This is a genomic window from Bradyrhizobium sp. Pa8 (genome assembly GCF_052588265.1).
Window position 1 is genome coordinate 8,920,303 of record NZ_CP176767.1, and the last position, 17,912, is coordinate 8,938,214.

Below are 17,912 nucleotides of genomic sequence, written 5' to 3' on the forward strand. Positions count from 1 at the left end.
GGTCCGATTTAATCAGAAACCCGATTAGATCAGAATCCTGGCTCGAAACCTAGATTGGATCGCTTCCCCGGCGTGCCCCACGCCAAAGAAAACGCCTCGAAAAAGAAAAACCGGCCGGAGTGTACCACTCCGGCCGGTGTTTTTAGCGCGTTTTTACTTGCCGAGCTTGGCGAGCTCGTCGGTGAGCTCAGGAACCGCCTGGTAGAGGTCGGCGACCAGGCCGTAATCGGCGACCTGGAAGATCGGCGCGTCCTCGTCCTTGTTGATCGCGACGATCACCTTGGAGTCCTTCATGCCGGCCAGATGCTGGATCGCGCCGGAAATGCCCACCGCGACATAGAGCTCGGGGGCCACCACCTTGCCGGTCTGGCCGACCTGCCAATCGTTCGGCGCATAGCCGGCATCCACCGCCGCGCGCGAGGCACCGACGCCGGCACCGAGCTTGTCGGCGAGCGGCTCGATGTACTTGGCGAAGTTCTCGCGGCTCTGCATGGCACGGCCACCGGAGACGATGATCTTGGCCGAGGTCAGCTCGGGGCGGTCGCTCTTGGCGACTTCCTCGCCGACGAAGGACGACAGGCCCGGATCGGCCGCCGCAGCGATGTTCTCGACGGCGGCGCTGCCGCCTTCACCCGCCGCCGCAAAGGTCGAGGTGCGCACCGTGATGACCTTCTTCGCGTCCTTCGACTTCACCGTCTGGATGGCGTTGCCGGCATAGATCGGGCGCTCATAGGTGTCGGGGGCGACCACCTTGGTGATCTCGGAGACCTGCATGACGTCGAGCAGGGCCGCGACACGCGGCATCACGTTCTTGAAGCGCGAGGTCGCGGGCGCGACGATCGCGTCATAGCCGGAAGCCAGCGAGACGATCAGCGCGGCCAGCGGCTCGGCGAGATCGTGGGCGTAAGTCTCGCCCTCGGCAAGCAGCACCTTCTTCACGCCGGCAAGCTTGGCGGCGGTATCCGCCGCAGCTTTGGCGTTCTGGCCGGCCACCAGCACGTCGACATCCGCGCCGAGCGCGGCAGCCGCGGTCAGGGCCTTGTTGGTCGCGTCCTTCAGCGACGCATTGTCGTGTTCGGCAATCAGAAGCGTCGTCATCAGAGCACCCCGGCTTCGTTCTTGAGTTTCGACACCAGCTCGGCGACGTCCTTGACCTTGACGCCCGCCTTGCGGCCCGCCGGCTCCGTCGTCTTGAGAACCTCGAGACGCGCGGCGACATCGACGCCGTAGTCGGCGACGGTCTTCTCCGCGATCGGCTTCTTCTTGGCCTTCATGATGTTGGGCAGCGAGGCGTAGCGCGGCTCGTTGAGACGGAGATCCGTGGTGACGATCGCGGGTCCCTTCAGCTTGACGGTCTGCAGACCGCCGTCGACTTCGCGGGTGACCTTGAAGTCAGAGCCTTCGACCTCGAGCTTCGAAGCAAACGTCGCCTGCGACCAGCCGAGCAGCGCGGCCAGCATCTGACCGGTCTGGTTGCTGTCGTCGTCGATCGCCTGCTTGCCGAGGATGATCAGGCCGGGCTGCTCTTCTTCCGCAACCTTCTTCAGGATCTTGGCAACCGCGAGCGGCTCGACGGTGCCCTCGACCTTCACCAGGATGCCGCGGTCGGCACCCATGGCGAGACCGGTGCGGATCGTCTCCGAGGCCTGCGCCGGTCCAATGGAAACCACGACGACCTCGGTGGCCTTGCCGCCTTCCTTCAGGCGCAACGCTTCCTCGACCGCGATTTCGTCGAACGGGTTCATCGACATCTTCACGTTGGCGAGTTCAACGCCCGATCCATCGCCCTTGACGCGGACCTTGACGTTGTAATCAACCACCCGCTTTACCGGCACCAAGACCTTCATCGATCCTCTTTCACTCAATTTGGGAGGGGGGTTATCAACTGGCGCGGAACCTAAAGGCCTGATCCGGCCCGGTCAACGCGCGACAGAGCCAAATTTTAGACCTTAGAAATATCGAGCTCAATGGGCAGAATCTTGGGGTCAGCGATTCTGGCCCGGAACCCAGAGCACGTCGCCGGCACCGTTATGGTTGGCGGCACGGCTGGCGACGAACAGGAAGTCGGACAGGCGGTTCATATACTGGATACCAGCAGCGCCCACGGGCTCGCCGGGCCGGGCCGCCAGTTCCACCATCACGCGTTCCGCCCTGCGGCAAATCGTACGGGCAACGTGGAGGTAGGCGGCGGCGGGCGTGCCCCCCGGCAGCACGAAGGAGGTGAGCGGCGCCAGCTTGTCGTTGAGCGCGTCGATGTCGCGCTCGAGCCGCTCGACCTGGCTTGCCACCACCCGCAGCCGCTCGGCCTTGCCTTCGCGCTCGGGCACTGCGAGGTCGGCGCCGAGGTCGAACAGATCGTTCTGGATGCGGCCGAGCATCGCGTCGAACTCGGGCATGTCATGGGTGTGGAGCCTGACAACGCCGATCACGGCATTGGTTTCGTCCACGGTGCCATAGGCTTCGATGCGCAGATCGTATTTCGGACGGCGTTCGCCAGTTCCGAGCGCTGTCGTGCCGTCGTCACCGGTCTTCGTGTAGATGCGATTCAACGTGACCATTTTTAACGCCCCATCGCCCAGACCGCGAGCATGGCAATGACGATCGCCACGAACTGAAGCAGCACGCGCCAGCGCATCAGCTTCTGCGAGGTGTTGGGCGAGCCGCCGCGCATCATGTTGACGAGACCGAGCAGCAACACCAACGCCACGGCGCCGGCTGCCACCGGCAGGATGAAAGTACTCAGGAGAGATGCCATCAGCGGTAGATAACACCGTGTGCGCTGGTCCGCCATGGCGTTCCCGATCTGGCTTTTAAGCCAATAATATCAGAAGCTAGCTGGATGAATTCCGATTTGCGCTCGTCGCCTGTCTTCTTCGCCTCTCCCCGCATGCGGGGAGAGGCGAATCCGGAGTAAGCTGTGAAGGCCATCCGCTACATCTACGTTGTCGTGGAAGACGCCTTCTACACCTTCCTCGCCGATGACGGCTGGGCGATCGCGAGCCATATCGCGCTGTCGACCCTGATGGCGCTATTCCCGTTCCTGATCGTGCTGACCTCGCTCGCCGGCTTCTTCGGCTCCAAGGAACTTGCCGATCAGGCCGCAAGCCTGATGCTTCAGGTCTGGCCGAAGCAGGTCGCCGATTCGATCTCGGGGGAAGTCCACGACGTGCTGACCACGACCCGCACCGGCGTGCTGACGATCGGCGCAGCGCTGTCGGTATATTTCGCCTCCAACGGCGTCGAGGCGCTCCGCGTCGCACTGAACCGCGCCTATGCGGTGGTGGAGATGCGGCGCTGGTACTGGCTGCGCCTTGAATCGATCGGCTACACGCTGGTCGCGGCCTTCACCGCGCTTGCCATGGCGTTCCTGATCGTGCTCGGACCGCTCTTCATCGAGGCGGCGCGGCGCCATATCCCGCTGTTCGTCGAGTCCAACGAGAGCATCCTCACCTGGCTGCGCTACGGCATCACCGTGGGCGCGCTGGTGGTCGCGCTGATCATCCTGCATGCCTGGCTGCCGGCGGGACGGCGCACCTTCCTCCAGATCCTGCCCGGCATCGTCTTCACCATCGTGGCATCGCTGATCTCGGGCATCGTGTTCGGCCAATATCTGGCGCGCTTCGCCAACAACTACGTGACGATGTATGCGGGGCTCGCCTCGGTGATCATCGCGCTGGTGTTCCTGTATTTCATCGCCGCGATCTTCGTCTACGGCGGCGAGCTCAACGCCGCGATCATCAAGTCGCGGCTTCCTCACGGCGTTTCGCTTCAAGCAGCGCAGTCGCTAAAGCGCGCGGAGACACAGGCTTGACCAGGAAGGCGTCGGCGCCGGCCTCGCGCGAGGCCGCCTCGTCCTCGCCACGGCCGGACACGCCGATGATGGGGATCTGAGCCAGCGGCGCCGGCATGGTCCGGATCCGCCTGATGGCCTCAACGCCGTCGATGCCAGGCAGCACCATGTCCATCAGCACCGCATCGAACGCGCCTTGCGCAAGCCGGTTCACCGCATCCTCGCCGCGCCCGATGAACTCGGCATGGTGGCCGAGCTCGGTCAGGATGGTGTTGAGCACGACGCGGCCGAACGGGTTGTCCTCGACGCTGAGCACGCGCAGCGCGGCCATCGCGTCAGCCTCGGCTTCGCCCTTCGACTTGCGGGACTTGCGCGATTCCGTCGCGTCGAGCGACATGGTCAATGTGAAGGTGGCGCCGCCGCCGCGCCGCGGAGCGACCGTGATGTCGCCGCCCATCGCGCGCGCCAGTTGCTTGACCGAGGAAAGGCCCAAGCCGGCGCCGCCGAAGCGCGAGGCGATGGTGACATTGGCCTGGGTGAAGGGGCGGAACAGCCGCTTGATCTCGGCCATGGTCAGGCCGATGCCGCTGTCGGACACCGCGAAGGCGACGCCGACCTTGCCCTTCGCCTTGTCTCCGGCCTTGCCTTTGGCGGGACGCCAAGGCGCGACCGCGAGCGCGACACCGCCCTGCTCGGTGAACTTGACGGCATTGTCGATCAGGTTCTCGAGCGCGGCGCGCAGGCGGACGGAATCGCCGACCACCAGCCCCGGCAGCTTCTCGGAGATATCGACCTGGGCCTGGAGGCCCTTGGCCGCGGCGCGTCCGGCGAGGGAATCGCCGGCGCTGCGGGCGAGCGCGCGTAAATCGAACAAATCCTGCCGCAGGGCACTTCCACCCTTGCCCGCCCCCTTGCCGGTCCTGGCGGCATCGACGAACAGGGTGGCAAGGCTTGCCAGATGCTCGGCACCGGCCTTGATGGTGTCGGCCCAGCGCCGCTCGCGCTCGCCGAGATCGGATGTGGCGAGCAGGTCGCTGATCGCGAGAATACCGGTCAGGGGGGTACGGACCTCATGGGCAAACGCGGCGAGCGCGGCCTGGACCACGTCCGGCGCCACGGCCTTGGCGCTGCGCTTGCGCAACCGGCCGGTCGCCCCGGACCGCTTCCGAGGCGGTCGCCTGGACGTTCGCGTGGTGCGCGCTGAGCGCGTTTTCGCCGCCATGAATCCCTTCGAAGGGTCCCCTTCGATCCCCAGGCTCTCAAGCAAGCATCGCACGGCGGAACCCCTGGAGTCACGGCGGCGTTTTGCTAACCCCCAGAGAAACTTAACCTAATCCCACCAACCGGCGGATGCCGGCGGGCGCGGCGCCGTCAGCACGCAGCTCGTGCAGGCCGGTCGAGCGGCCCGATTTCGACAACTTCCGGCCCGCCTCGTCCAGAATCAGCACGTGGTGGCGATAGGCGGGTTCCGGCAGATCGAGCAGGACCTGGAGCAGGCGGTGAACCGAGGTGGCGTGAAACAGGTCCTGCCCCCGCACGACCTCGCTGATGCCCTGAAGCGCGTCGTCGACGACGACGGACAGATGGTAGCTGGTCGGCGTCTCCTTGCGGGCCAGGATGACGTCGCCCCAGGCCTCCGGTCGCGCCGCGACGATGCCGTGCTCGCCATCGGGCCCCTCGCCAAGCTCGTTCCAAGTCAGACCGGCAACGCGTCGGCAGGCGGCCGCCATGTCGAGCCGGAGCGCGTAAGGCACGCCGGATGCAATGAGCCGGCCGCGCTCGCCGGCCGACAGCGATCTGGCGTCACCCGGATAAAGCGGTGCACCGTCGGGATCGCGAGGCCATGGCCCGGCGGTCTCGCGCGCGGCCACGAGCCTGGCGATCTCCGCGCGGCTCTCGAACGCGGGATAGACGAGACCAAGCGCCGAGAGTTTTTCGAGCGCGGCGCGATAAGCCGCGAGATGCTCCGATTGCCGCCGCACCGGCGTTTCCCAGGCGATGCCGAGCCAGGCGAGGTCGTCGTAGATCGCCGCCTCGAACTCCGGCCGACAGCGCGTCGCGTCGATGTCCTCGATCCGCAGCAACAGCCGCCCGCCGGTCTCGCGCGCGCGGTCGAAATTGAGCAACGCCGAATAGGCGTGGCCGAGATGCAAGAGGCCATTCGGGCTGGGGGCAAATCGGAAAACGGGTGGCATGAGTTCTCGGTGTATTCGTCATTGCCGGGCTTGACCCGGCAATCCATCTTCCAGGACTCTGTTACGATAGGAGATGAATGCGCGGGTCCCGCCTACGCCGAAGGCTTCGGCGGGCGTCTCGGTATTGGGCCGGCGTAGCCTTAGCAGAGACGGCAAGCCCGCGCATGACAAGTTGAGCCACCATGACCATCCACCTCGAAACCCAGTCCGATCTCGAAGAAGCCGTCCACGCGCTGATCAAGCGCGACCCGCGCCTCAAGCCCGTACTCGATATCGCCGGCATGCCGGCCTTGCGGCGGCGGGAGCCGGGATTTGCAGGGCTGGCGCATATCGTTTGCGGGCAGCAGCTCTCAACCGCAAGCGCCGCGGCGATCTGGGGACGGCTGTCCGCCGCGTTCGATCCGTTCGACCATGACGCCGTGCGCCGCGCCCGCACCGATCGGCTGGGGCGGCTCGGCCTGTCCGCCGCCAAGATCAAGACGCTGAAACATCTCGCGCGCGAGATCAGCGCGCAGCGGCTGAACCTCGACGTGCTCGCCGAGGAAGACGCCGAGGCCGCGCACCATACGCTGATCACGCTGCCCGGCATCGGTCCGTGGACGGCCGATGTCTATCTGCTGTTCTGCCTCGGGCACGGCGATGCCTGGCCGGCCGGCGACATCGCCGTGCAGGAGGGGATCAAGGTTGGCCTGGGGCTCAAGGCGCGGCCGACGGAAAAGCAGATGGCGCCGCTCGCCGAACCCTGGCGGCCGCTGCGCGGAGCAGCCGCGCATCTGTGGTGGAGCTATTATCGCGTGATCAAGAAGCGCGAAGGTGTCATCGGCAACCAGCCCTAGCCCCGCAGCCGCTCGCGATCGGCGCGGGCGCATTCGGCCACGAAATCGACGACGGCGCGCACTGCGGACAACTCGACCAGATCGGGATGGGCGAGCAGCCAGAGATCGGCGACGCTGACGAGTTTCTGCGGCGCGACGCGCACGAGGTCCGGATAGCTTTCCGCAACGAAGCAGGACAGCGCGGAGATTCCGATTCCCGCGCGCACCGCGGCCAGCATGTCGCCCTGCGACGAGCAGCGCATCACCATGATTCCCTGGCGCGTGATCGCATCGCTCCAGCGCGCCAGCTGCGCGTTCGAATCCTGATCGGCAAAGCCGATCACGCTGTGCCCCTTCCACTCGCCACTCCGCTCCGGCAAGGACCGGCCGGCGGCGTAGTCGCGCGAGGCATAGAAACCCGTGCCGAGGCGGCCAACCCTGCGGCCGACCAGGTTTTCCTCGCCGCTGTCGACCGGTCGCAGCACGACGTCGGCCTCCCGCCGGCGCACGCTGGCCGGAAACGGATGGGTGATGATCTCGAGCCGGATATGGTCATGTGCGCCGAGAAAAGAGCGCAGCCGCGGCATCAGCCAGTGCGAGGCCAGCGTCGCCCCGATCGACAGCTTGACCGTGCCGCGCGCCTTGCGCCCACCGGCGCCAACGGCGGCTTCGGCGCGAAGCGCGGCAGCCGCCATTGCCTCGGCATGCTCACGCAGCGTACGTCCGTCGGCGGTGAGCACGAATCCATCCGCGGCACGCGCCAAGAGCTTGGTGCCGAGCTGCGCCTCCAGCGCCGCGATCTTGCGGCTGACGGTCGGATGACTGGCATGCAGACGTTTTGCCGCAGCGGTGAAGCTGCCGGTGTCGGCGACCGCGACGAAGGTCTTGCAGAGATCCCAATCCACCGCCGGCTCCGTACAAATCTGAATATCCGCTTGTTCAATATTGAACGATCCCCTGCCCGCCGTCCAACCCTATAGTGGGGTCAAACACGCAAGCGGCGGACGGCCCGCCCACGCGACAATCGACATGGAAGCGCTCACTCCCGGCCGGAAGGCTGGCGAAGCGCTTTGTCAGGAGGATCGGATGGCACTGCCCGCTCTGCTCAAGAACAATCTGGAGCTGCCCGTCGTCGGCTCGCCGCTCTTCATCGTTTCCGGCCCGGAGCTGGTGATCGCCCAATGCAAGGCCGGTGTCGTCGGCTCGTTTCCGGCGCTCAACGCCCGTCCGGTGGACAAGCTCGACGAGTGGCTGAGCCGCATCGAGGACGAACTCGGCGAATACAAGTCGCGCAATTCCGGCAAGAAGGTCGCGCCCTATGCGGTCAATCAGATCTGCCACGCCTCCAACGACCGGCTGATGAAGGACATGGAAACCTGTGTGAAGCACAGGGCGCCCATCATCATTACTTCACTTCGGCCGCCCGCCGAGATCGTCGAGGCCGCGCACTCCTATGGCGGGTTGGTGTTCCACGACGTCATCAACGTCAAGCATGCGCGCAAGGCCGCGGAGCAAGGCGTCGACGGACTGATCCTGGTGTGCGCCGGCGCCGGCGGTCATGCCGGCACGCTCTCGCCGTTCGCGCTGGTACGCGAGGTCAAGCAATGGTTCGACGGCGCGATCCTGCTGTCGGGCGCGATCAGCGACGGTTTTGGCATCGCCTCCGCGCTGACGCTGGGCGCCGACCTCGCCTATATGGGCACGCGCTTCATCGCGACGCAGGAAGCCAATGCCGACGAAGCCTACAAATCCGCGCTGACGCAGCACGCCGCGCACGACATCGTCTACACCAACCTGTTCACCGGCGTGCACGGCAACTATCTCGGCCCCTCGATCGCCGCTGCGGGGCTCGATCCGGACAATCTCCCGGTTGCCGACAAGACGAAGATGAATTTCGGCTCCGGCGGCAACATGAAATCCAAGGCGTGGCGCGACATCTGGGGATCGGGCCAGGGCATCGGTCAGATCCTGGATGCGCCGCCGGTGGCCGAGCTGGTCGACCGGATGAAGGGCGAATTCGATCAGGCGCGTCACGACCTTATGCTGCGCGCCAGCGCCTGACGGCTTGGTCCGACAAGAAAATTGGACTGACAAGACAAACGGGAGGAGGACACCATGAAGCTGACAGCCGCGCTGACAGGCCTGTCGTTGCTGACGCTTGCCGCCGGCAGCGCCGGTGCGGACGAGATCCGGATCGGGCAGACGCTGCCCTATAGCGGTCCGGCATCCGGCTTCGGCGCGATCGGACGGACGCAGGAGGCGTTCTTCGAGAAGGTCAACTCGGAAGGCGGCATCAACGGCCGCAAGGTCAAGTTCATCACGCTGGACGACGCCTACTCGCCGCCGAAGACGGTCGAGCAGACCCGCAAGCTCGTAGAGCAGGACGAGGTGCTGATGATCTTCGGCTCGCTCGGCACCGCCACCAACAGCGCCGTACAGCGTTACCTGAACGCCAAGAAGGTGCCGCAGCTGTTCGTGCTCTCGGGCGCCACCAAATGGGCCGATCCGCAGAAGAATCCCTGGACGATGCCGGGCATGGCGGCCTACGAATCCGAGGGCGTCGTCTATGCCAAGTACATCCTGCAGGCCAAGCCCGACGCGAAGATCGCGATCCTGTCCCAGAACGACGATTTCGGCCGCGACTATGTCGCGGGCTTCAAGCGCGCGCTCGGCGCCAAGGCGGCCGGCATGATCATCGCGGAGGCGAGCTACGAGACCAGCGCGCCGACGATCAGCTCGCAGCTCTCGACCCTGAAGGCGTCAGGCGCCAACGTGCTGTTCGGCGTCGTGCTCGGAAAATTCACCTCGCAGATGGTCAAGGGCGTGGCCGAGATCGGCTGGAAGCCGGAGCTGTTCTTCGTGCCGACCTCGGCCTCCTCGATCTCGTTCCTGGAACCGGCGGGCCTGGACAATGCGGTCGGACTGATCTCGTCGAGCAACCAGAAGGACACGATGGACCCGCAATGGGCCGACGATCCCGGCGTGAAGTCATATTTCGCGTTCATGAAGCAATACATGCCGACCGCGGATCTCTCGAACTCCAACTATGCCGCGGGCTATCACTATGCCACGCTGCTGATGACGGTGCTGAGCGCTTGCAAGGACGATGTCAGCCGCGACAACATCTTGAAGCAGGCCGCGTCGCTGAAAGAGGTGAAGCTGCCGCTGCTGCTGCCCGGAATGAGCGTGTCGACCGGTCCGGACGACTATCTGCCGTTCCAGCAGCTTCAGCTCCGCCGCTTCAACGGCAAGAGCTGGGTGCCGTTCGGCGACATTCTCGATGACCGGTAGAGGACGTCCCATGATCATCAGCGGCGAGCGCCGGATCGACTATGCAGAACTCCATGCGCGGATCAGACGGGCTGCAGGCGGGATCAGCACGCTCGGCGGACGCGAGAGCGCGCCGGTCGCCATGATGCTGCGCAATGACTTCGCCCTGTTCGAAGTGGTCGCGGCCTCCGCCGCGCTCGGCCGCCCGGTGGTGCCGATCAACTGGCACCTGAAGGCCGCCGAAGTCCGCTATATCCTGGCCGACAGCGGCGCCGACATCCTGATCTGCCATGCCGACCTGCTGCCGCAGATTCACGACGGCCTGCCGGAGGGCCTGGCGCTCATGGTCGTGCCGACGCCGCCGGAGATCGCCGGCGCGTTCGATATCCCCGCCGCGCGCACAAGGGTGCCGGACGGATTGACCGATTGGGACAAATGGCGGGATAGCCAGGCGGAACTCGCGCAGCCGCCACGTCGCGGCGCGCCGATGTTCTACACGTCGGGCACGACGGGCATGCCGAAGGGCGTGCGGCGCATGCCGATGCGCCCCGAGCAGGTCGCGGCCTCCGAGCGCGTCGGGGCGATCGCCTACGGCGTGAAGCCGAACGAGGATCAGGTCGTGCTGATGAACGGCCCGATGTACCATTCCGCTCCGCACTCCTACGGCATGCTGGCCTATCGGAGTGGCTGCACCATCGTGCTGGAGCCGCGCTTCGATCCCGAAGACCTGCTGCAACTGGTCGAGCGCCATCGCGTCACGCACATGCACATGGTTCCGACGATGTTCGTGCGCCTGCTGCGGCTGCCCGACGAAATGAAGCGACGTTACGACTTGTCCTCGCTGCGCTTTGTCGTTCATGGCGCGGCACCCTGCCCGCCCGACGTGAAGAAGGCGATGATCGATTGGTGGGGAGGCGTCATCAACGAATATTTCGGCTCGACCGAGACCGGGATTCCGGTGTGGCACTCCGCGGCGGAGGCGCTGAAGAAGCCCGGCACCGTCGGCCGCACCATCGAGGGCGGTGTCGTCAAGATCTTCCGCGCCGACGGCAGCCCGTGCGACGTCAACGAACCCGGCGAGATCTACATGCGGCAGGCCTCGGTGCCCGATTTCGACTATCACGGCAAGGCCGAGGCGCGCACCGAGGCCGGCCGCGACGGTCTCGTCAGCGTCGGCGACGTGGGCTATCTCGACGAGGATGGCTATCTGTTCCTGTGCGACCGCAAGCGCGACATGGTGATCTCCGGCGGCGTCAACATCTACCCCGCCGAGATCGAGAACGCGCTGATCGGAATGCCCGGCGTGCGCGATTGCGCCGTGTTCGGCATTCCCGACGCCGAATTTGGCGAGCGGCTCTGCGCCTATGTCGAGCCGGAGCCCGGCGCAGCGCTCTCGCCCGCCGCGGTCCAGTCGTTCCTGCGCGAGCGGCTTGCCAATTTCAAGGTGCCGAAGGACGTCGAATTCCGCGACGCGCTGCCGCGCGAGGCGACGGGAAAGATCTTCAAGCGCAAGCTGCGGGAGCCGTATTGGGCGGGCCACGCACGCGCCGGCGCGTAACGAACGGCTGCGAACGGCGTTTTAAACTATGTTGCTGTTGCAAAAGGATCATGGGTGAACGATGAAATGCCGGCACGGACAGAGCCGGGATCAAAGCCATGACATCGATCGACTTCGTCGTTACGAAAAATGACCTCGACCAGTGCAAGGTGATCACGACCGAGCTTCCCGGCGCGGATGAGCTGCCGCCTGACGCCCTGCTCGTGAAGATCGACCGCTTCGCCTTCACCGCCAACAACATCACCTACGCGGTGATGGGCGACGAGTTGAAATACTGGCAGCTCTTTCCCGCGCCGAACGGTTTTGGCAACATTCCAGTATGGGGCTTTGGCGAGGTGGTCGCCTCCAGGCATCCGAACGTCGCCGTGGGCGAGCGCCTGTTCGGCTATTTCCCGATGGCGACGCATCTCGTCATCGAGGCGACCGATGTCGGCAAGCGCGGCCTTCGCGATGGTGCCGCACACCGGCAGGGCGTGGCGCCGGTCTACAACGCCTATGCCCGCGTCAGCGGCGATCCCGCTTACGCCAACAGAAATGGCGACTACCAGGCGCTGCTGCGGCCGCTGTTCATGCTGTCGTTCCTGGTCGACGACTTTCTGGCCGAGAACGACGACTTCGGCGCACGCACCGTGCTGCTCTCCAGCGCCTCGAGCAAGACTGCGTTCGGCCTCGCCCATCTGCTGCACACCCGCGGCCGCAAGGTGATCGCGCTGACGTCCGCCGGCAATGCCGGCTTCGTCACTTCGCTCGGCTGCTATGACGAGGTCATCACCTATGACCGCATTGCGTCGTTGCCATCGGATGCGCCGGTCGCCTTCGTCGACATGGCCGGCAACAGCGCGCTGCGCGCCGGATTGCATCAGCACTTCGGCGACCGGATGAAATGCTCCGTACGCGTCGGATTGACGCATCGCGCTACCGAGCCGGACGAGGGCGCGCTGCCCGGGGCAAAGCCGCGCTGGTTCTTCGCGCCCGACCAGATCCGCAAGCGCGCCAAGGAATGGGGCCCGGGCGGCATCGAGCAGCGCTTTGGCGCGGCATGGTCCGGCTTTGCGCCGCTGCTGGAGAGAAGCCTGACCGTGGTCGAGGGCCGCGGCCCCGACGCGGTGCGCCAGGTGTTTCTCGACACGCTGAAAGGGCGTATTCCGCCGGAGCAGGGCCACATGCTCTCGTTGCTCGGGTAAACCGCTTTCGAGGCCCATCGAACCGGTATAGCGTCAACCTCAGAGGAAACGCCGCGAAGACGGCCACGAGGTCGCGCATGCTGGATAAGACGAAGGATATTTCCGTCTCGGCGCAAGCCTGGCTCGACGAGTTCGAGCGCACGCTCGGCAAGCCCGATGCGGCCGCACTCGACCATCTCTTCCTCACCGACAGTTTTTGGCGCGATGTGCTGGCGCTGAGCTGGAACCTGCAGACGATCGCTGGCCACGACCGGATTGCCCAAGCGCTGAGGGCGCTCGCGCCACCGGCGGTGCCGACCAGCTTCACGATCGCGCCCAACCGCGCGGCGCCGCGCTGGGTCACGCGCGCCGGCACCAGCAATATCGAGATCATCTTCAATTTCGAGACCGTGATCGGCCGCGGCAGCGGTATCGTCCGGCTCGTGCCCGATACCGGCGATGGCGACCGGCTGAAGGCGTGGACGCTGCTCACCGCGCTCGATGAGCTCAAAGGCTTCGAGGAGCAGCTCGGCACGTCGCGTCCGCGGGGGCAGGCCTATTCACGCGATTTCCGCGGGCCGAACTGGCTCGATTTGCGTAACGCAGCGCGCGACTACGCCGATCGCGATCCTGCCGTGCTGGTGGTCGGCGGCGGCCAGGCCGGCCTTGCGATTGCAGCACGGCTGAAGCAATTGAAGGTCGACACACTGATCGTCGATCGCGAGACGCGGATCGGTGACAATTGGCGCAAGCGCTATCACGCGCTGACCCTGCATAACCAGGTGCAGGTCAATCATTTGCCCTACATGCCGTTCCCGCCGAACTGGCCGACCTACATCCCGAAGGACAAGCTCGCCAACTGGTTCGAAGCCTATGTCGACGCGATGGAGCTGGATTTCTGGACCGGCACCGAGTTCGAGGGCGGCAGCTATGACGACGCGAAGGGCTGCTGGACCGTCACGCTGCGACGCGCCGATGGCAGCAAGCACACCATGCAGCCGCGCCATGTTGTGATGGCGACCGGCGTCAGCGGCATCGCCAACGTGCCTGATATTCCGACCCTCGCCAATTTCAAGGGCACGCTGCTGCATTCCAGCCGCTACGAGGACGGCGAGAACTGGACCGGCAAGCGCGCCATCGTGATCGGCACCGGCAACAGCGGCCACGACATCGCGCAGGATCTCTGCTCCAGCGGCGCCGAAGTAACGCTGGTGCAGCGGTCGCCGACGCTGGTCACCAATATCGAGCCGTCGGCCCAGCTCGCCTATGCGACCTACAACGAAGGCACGCTTGAGGATAACGACCTGATCGCAACCTCGATGCCGACGCCGCTCGCGAAGAAAACCCATGTGATGCTGACCGAGCAGTCGAAGGAGCTCGACAAGGAGCTGCTCGACGGCCTGCGCAAAGTCGGATTCAAGCTCGACTTCGGCGAGGCCGGCACCGGCTGGCAGTTCAAATACCTCACCCGCGGCGGTGGCTATTACTTCAATGTCGGCTGCTCCAACCTCATAGTCGGGGGCGCGATCGGGCTGAAGCAGTTCGACGACATCGAGGGCTTCACGGCCGAAGGCGCACGGATGAAGGACGGCGCGACCATTCCGGCCGACCTCATCGTGCTCTCCACCGGCTACAAGCCTCAGGAATATCTGGTGCGAAAACTGTTCGGCGACGGCGTCGCCGACCGCGTCGGACCGGTCTGGGGCTTTGGCGACGGCCTCGAGCTGCGCAACATGTATGCACGCACCGGGCAACCCGGCCTCTGGTTCATCGCCGGCAGCCTCGCGCAGTGCCGGATCAACTCGAAATATCTCGCGCTCCAGATCAAGGCGATCGAGGAAGGGATTTTGGGGCGTGAGGCGGGTACGGCTTGAGCCCCTGGTCATTGCGAGCGCAGACCAGCGGGTCAGACATAGCTAAAGGAAGGAAAGATCAATGCCTGCCACTCTCGGCACCGGCGAGCACCGCTACCGCGTCGTCGACAATTTTGCGAAGCTGCCCGACGGCTGGACGCTGACCGACGTCGCCTCGGTCGCCGTCGACAGCAAGGACCGCGTCTACGTCTTCAACCGCGGGGCCCATCCGATGGTGGTGCTGGATCGCGAGGGCAATTTCCTCCGGAGCTGGGGCGAAGGCCTGTTCTCCCGCGCGCACGGCCTGCACATCGATGCCGAAGACAATCTCTATTGCACCGATGACGGCGACCACACCGTGCGCAAATGCACCACCGACGGCAAGGTGCTGCTGACGATCGGCATCCCCGAGAAGCCGTCGCCGTTCATGAGCGGCGAGCCGTTCCATCGCTGCACCCACACCGCGCTGTCGCCGAAGGGCGAGATCTACGTCTCCGACGGCTACGGCAATGCGCGCGTGCACAAGTTCACGCCCGACGGCAAACTGATGAAGAGCTGGGGCGAGCCCGGTACCGATCCCGGCCAGTTCAACATCGTGCACAACATCGCCACCGATGCAGACGGCTGGGTCTATGTCGCCGACCGCGAGAACCACCGCGTGCAGGTCTTCAATGGCGAGGGCAAGTACGAGACGCAGTGGAACAATCTGCATCGCCCCTGCGCGCTATGCTGCTGCGGCGGAGCCAAGAGCCCGACCTTCGTGATCGGCGAGCTCGGACCCGGCCTCGACATCAACCGCAACGTGCCCAATCTCGGCCCGCGGCTGTCGATCGTGGACGCCAAGGGCAACCGCATCGCGCGGCTCGGCGGCGAGAACGGGCCAGGCGTAGCCAGCGGGAAGTTTTTGGCGCCGCACGGCCTCGCGCTGGACTCCAGGGGCGACATCTATGTCGGCGAAGTCGGCGTCACCAACTGGAAGGCCAGCTTCGGAGACCAGGAAATGCCGGCCGTGGTGCGCGCGACGCGGTGTTTGCAGAAGCTGGAGCGGATGCGGGAATAGTTGGGCGGGCGAGGCCGCGATGCGCTGTCGGGTCGACCCTGCCTCCCGCGGCGGCGTCCTCGCCCCCCCAAATCACGGCGGTTTTGAGCGCTTTGCCACCCCGCCGCCGCATTGCTTGCATCTGAATAAGTCGCTCAACGGGCTTCACAATCCCGTCACGCTGCATGTAGTATGTCAGTACATGCTGCTTCGCAGCGTATATTGGAGGCCGGGAGCGTTACTTGAACGCACATGTCTCGCAAGGTAGTTGGCCGGTGTTGGTGCTGAATGCGGACTTCCGGCCGCTGAGTTACTACCCGCTGTCTCTCTGGTCGTGGCAGGACGCGATCAAGGCGGTGTTCCTCGACCGCGTCAACATCGTCGCGCATTACGATCAGGCGGTTCACAGTCCCACGCTGCAAATGCAGCTGCCGAGCGTCGTCTCGCTCAAATCCTTCGTCAAGCCGACCACGCATCCCGCGTTCACCCGGTTCAACGTCTTCCTGCGCGATCGTTTCAATTGCCAGTATTGCGGCTCGCCGGAAGACCTCACCTTCGATCACATCATCCCGCGCAGCAAAGGCGGCCAGACCACCTGGGAGAACGTGGTCGCGGCATGCTCGCCCTGTAATCTGCGCAAGGGCAATCTGACGCCGGCGCAAGCAAAGATGTTTCCGCGCCAGCACGCCTTCGCCCCGACCGTGCACCAGCTCCACCGCAACGGCCGCCTGTTCCCGCCGAACTATCTGCACGACAGCTGGCTGGATTATCTCTACTGGGATACGGAGCTGGATCCGTAGGGCGACGCTGTTCGCGCTCGGCCGTTCGTGCGACCTGCTGAAATCGAAAGATCGACGACCCGTCGGGTCCTCGGTTCGTTTCATCGAACGTCACGCATTCTGCGCCAGCGAATGAGCCTCGATTCGTTGGCGGATATCGGGCGAATTGATCAGGTCGAACGGCTCTATGAGTTGCACGACATCCGAGAACGCGCGCTGGACCACCGGATCGGCCACGACAGCCCGGAATAGAGCGGCTTCGAACTGCCGGCTTTCCTCGTACCGCTCCGGGCGCTCGCCGTGCGTGGTTGGATAGGCGAAGTCAGCGTTCACGCCCATGTTCCAGGGTGCCTGAAGCAGCGCGCCCACTTCGGACATGAACCCAGCCTGGAGGGCCTCGATCGGGTCCGCCTCCCCGGCGACGCGATCCAGGATCTCGCGCAGCAACTTTGCCTCTCGCGCGGCGACCGTCATGCCCTGCCCGTAGACCGGATTGAACCGGCACAGCGAGTCCGCCACGGGGAGAATCCCGCGCGGCAGCCGCTTGAGCCGTTCAAAATGCCGCCAGCGGCTCGCGTCAAACACGAAATGCCGGAGGCCTCCGGGTGGCAAGAGCTTGTAGACTGCGTTGTAGATCGCCGGCGTCTTCAATTGGCGCGCAGCCGCAAGATAGTCCTCCCACGTGCCGGGGCGATTCGTCGCGCCGTGATGGGAGATCGATGTAAACCAGCGCCCGCCTTCGAGAGGAATGATCAAGCCGGCTGTCGCCGACGTGGCGGGATCGGGCAACGTGACCAGATTTTGCCAGTCGAACGAGGTTCGCCCCGGCCGCAGAACCGCGGTGGTGTAGCTGATGTCGACGCCCACGACGGTCTCCTGCGGCCGCTCCCAGCCAAGCACATCGAGCAGGCCGAGCGTCGGCGCGCCGCGGCCGGATGCGTCCACCACGAGATCCGCCTCGATCGCCGCACCAACACCTGCGTCGTTCTCGAATTTCACCATCGGCCGGGTTGCAGCCGGCACAATCTCCATCACGCGGCTCTGCGATTGCACTTTGACATTGGCGATCGCAGTCACCTTTCGGCGCAGCGTATGCTCGATCAGCGGCCGCGAGCCACACAGCAGCGACGTCCCGCAGTCACGCCTTGGCAGCGCGCCAACATCTGGCCGCTCGTACTGGACGTCCTTGAAGACATTCACGGGAACTGCACCGGCGGCGGCAAGATCCTGCGCGAAACCCGGGAAAAGGGAGTCGAGGGCCTGCAGTCCACCGGCCAGAAGAAGATGCGGATGCCGATCCTGGGGAACGCCGGCGCGGGACATGATCGAAGCCGGCAGGACATCGCGTTCGAGAATGACGACTTCCTGGAAGGAGGAAGAAAGCGCACCGGCGGCAGACAATCCTCCAATCCCAGCTCCGATGACAACCGCGCGTTGCCCAAAATGACGG

17 protein-coding genes are annotated in these 17,912 nt (G+C 65.2%); 9 read left to right on the forward strand and 8 right to left on the reverse strand.

Annotation, left to right across the window (positions count from 1 at the left end):
- Positions 1–153 precede the first annotated feature (153 nt).
- From ACKWRH_RS42325 to ACKWRH_RS42340, 4 genes are all read right to left on the reverse strand, one after another.
- Positions 154–1,098: an electron transfer flavoprotein subunit alpha/FixB family protein gene (locus tag ACKWRH_RS42325; RefSeq protein ID WP_445218373.1), complete on the reverse strand. Its 945-nt coding sequence runs from the start codon at positions 1,096–1,098 to the stop codon at positions 154–156.
- A complete protein-coding gene (locus ACKWRH_RS42330) occupies positions 1,098–1,847 on the reverse strand; it encodes an electron transfer flavoprotein subunit beta/FixA family protein (protein WP_445218374.1) in 750 nt (249 codons plus the stop codon). The genes ACKWRH_RS42325 and ACKWRH_RS42330 overlap by 1 nt, the downstream gene beginning before the upstream one ends.
- A gap of 138 nt (positions 1,848–1,985) precedes the next feature.
- Entirely contained in the window at positions 1,986–2,558 is a 573-nt protein-coding gene (locus tag ACKWRH_RS42335; protein WP_445218375.1) for a cob(I)yrinic acid a,c-diamide adenosyltransferase, read from the reverse strand.
- Positions 2,559–2,560: 2 nt separating this feature from the next.
- Positions 2,561–2,755: a twin transmembrane helix small protein gene (locus ACKWRH_RS42340; protein WP_014491643.1), complete on the reverse strand. Its 195-nt coding sequence runs from the start codon at positions 2,753–2,755 to the stop codon at positions 2,561–2,563.
- A 162-nt stretch (positions 2,756–2,917) separates the two neighbouring features.
- On the opposite strand from ACKWRH_RS42340, the gene ACKWRH_RS42345 reads away from it, so the two are divergent.
- Positions 2,918–3,811: a YihY/virulence factor BrkB family protein gene (locus ACKWRH_RS42345; RefSeq protein ID WP_028147307.1), complete on the forward strand. Its 894-nt coding sequence runs from the start codon at positions 2,918–2,920 to the stop codon at positions 3,809–3,811.
- On the opposite strand, the gene ACKWRH_RS42350 is transcribed toward ACKWRH_RS42345, so the two are convergent.
- Both ACKWRH_RS42350 and gluQRS read right to left on the reverse strand, forming a co-directional pair.
- A complete protein-coding gene (locus ACKWRH_RS42350; RefSeq protein WP_445218376.1) occupies positions 3,738–5,012 on the reverse strand; it encodes an ATP-binding protein in 1,275 nt (424 codons plus the stop codon). The genes ACKWRH_RS42345 and ACKWRH_RS42350 overlap by 74 nt on opposite strands.
- A 103-nt stretch (positions 5,013–5,115) precedes the next feature.
- Positions 5,116–5,985 (reverse strand): tRNA glutamyl-Q(34) synthetase GluQRS, encoded by an 870-nt coding sequence (gene gluQRS, locus ACKWRH_RS42355; RefSeq protein ID WP_445218377.1) that lies wholly within the window; start codon positions 5,983–5,985, stop codon positions 5,116–5,118.
- 182 nt (positions 5,986–6,167) lie between these two features.
- Here gluQRS and ACKWRH_RS42360 point away from each other — a divergent pair, with 182 nt between their 5' ends.
- Positions 6,168–6,821 (forward strand): DNA-3-methyladenine glycosylase family protein, encoded by a 654-nt coding sequence (locus ACKWRH_RS42360; protein WP_445218378.1) that lies wholly within the window; start codon positions 6,168–6,170, stop codon positions 6,819–6,821.
- Here the strand turns inward: ACKWRH_RS42360 and ACKWRH_RS42365 are convergent.
- A complete protein-coding gene (locus ACKWRH_RS42365; RefSeq protein ID WP_445218379.1) occupies positions 6,818–7,705 on the reverse strand; it encodes a LysR family transcriptional regulator in 888 nt (295 codons plus the stop codon). The two genes, ACKWRH_RS42360 and ACKWRH_RS42365, sit on opposite strands and share 4 nt — an antisense overlap.
- A gap of 181 nt (positions 7,706–7,886) precedes the next feature.
- Between ACKWRH_RS42365 and ACKWRH_RS42370 the strand changes: the two genes are divergently transcribed.
- From ACKWRH_RS42370 to ACKWRH_RS42400, 7 genes are all read left to right on the forward strand, one after another.
- Positions 7,887–8,861, forward strand: coding sequence for an NAD(P)H-dependent flavin oxidoreductase (locus ACKWRH_RS42370; protein ID WP_445218380.1), 975 nt, complete (start codon positions 7,887–7,889; stop codon positions 8,859–8,861).
- A 54-nt stretch (positions 8,862–8,915) separates the two neighbouring features.
- On the forward strand, positions 8,916–10,091 hold the full coding sequence (locus ACKWRH_RS42375; protein WP_445218381.1) for an ABC transporter substrate-binding protein: 1,176 nt from the start codon (positions 8,916–8,918) through the stop codon (positions 10,089–10,091).
- Between the two features lie 10 nt (positions 10,092–10,101).
- Positions 10,102–11,628 (forward strand): acyl-CoA synthetase, encoded by a 1,527-nt coding sequence (locus ACKWRH_RS42380; protein ID WP_445218382.1) that lies wholly within the window; start codon positions 10,102–10,104, stop codon positions 11,626–11,628.
- A gap of 98 nt (positions 11,629–11,726) precedes the next feature.
- Complete coding sequence (locus ACKWRH_RS42385; protein WP_445218383.1) at positions 11,727–12,812, forward strand: DUF2855 family protein; 1,086 nt, start codon at positions 11,727–11,729, stop codon at positions 12,810–12,812.
- A 77-nt stretch (positions 12,813–12,889) separates the two neighbouring features.
- The gene (locus ACKWRH_RS42390) at positions 12,890–14,665 is read left to right on the forward strand and encodes a flavin-containing monooxygenase (protein ID WP_445218384.1); all 1,776 of its coding nucleotides are present in this window, start codon (positions 12,890–12,892) and stop codon (positions 14,663–14,665) included.
- Between the two features lie 61 nt (positions 14,666–14,726).
- Positions 14,727–15,704: a peptidyl-alpha-hydroxyglycine alpha-amidating lyase family protein gene (locus ACKWRH_RS42395; protein WP_445218385.1), complete on the forward strand. Its 978-nt coding sequence runs from the start codon at positions 14,727–14,729 to the stop codon at positions 15,702–15,704.
- Positions 15,705–15,925: 221 nt separating this feature from the next.
- Positions 15,926–16,483 (forward strand): HNH endonuclease, encoded by a 558-nt coding sequence (locus tag ACKWRH_RS42400; RefSeq protein WP_254123568.1) that lies wholly within the window; start codon positions 15,926–15,928, stop codon positions 16,481–16,483.
- A gap of 90 nt (positions 16,484–16,573) precedes the next feature.
- On the opposite strand, the gene ACKWRH_RS42405 is transcribed toward ACKWRH_RS42400, so the two are convergent.
- A complete protein-coding gene (locus ACKWRH_RS42405) occupies positions 16,574–17,863 on the reverse strand; it encodes an NAD(P)/FAD-dependent oxidoreductase (RefSeq protein ID WP_445218386.1) in 1,290 nt (429 codons plus the stop codon).
- Positions 17,864–17,912: the final 49 nt, after the last annotated feature.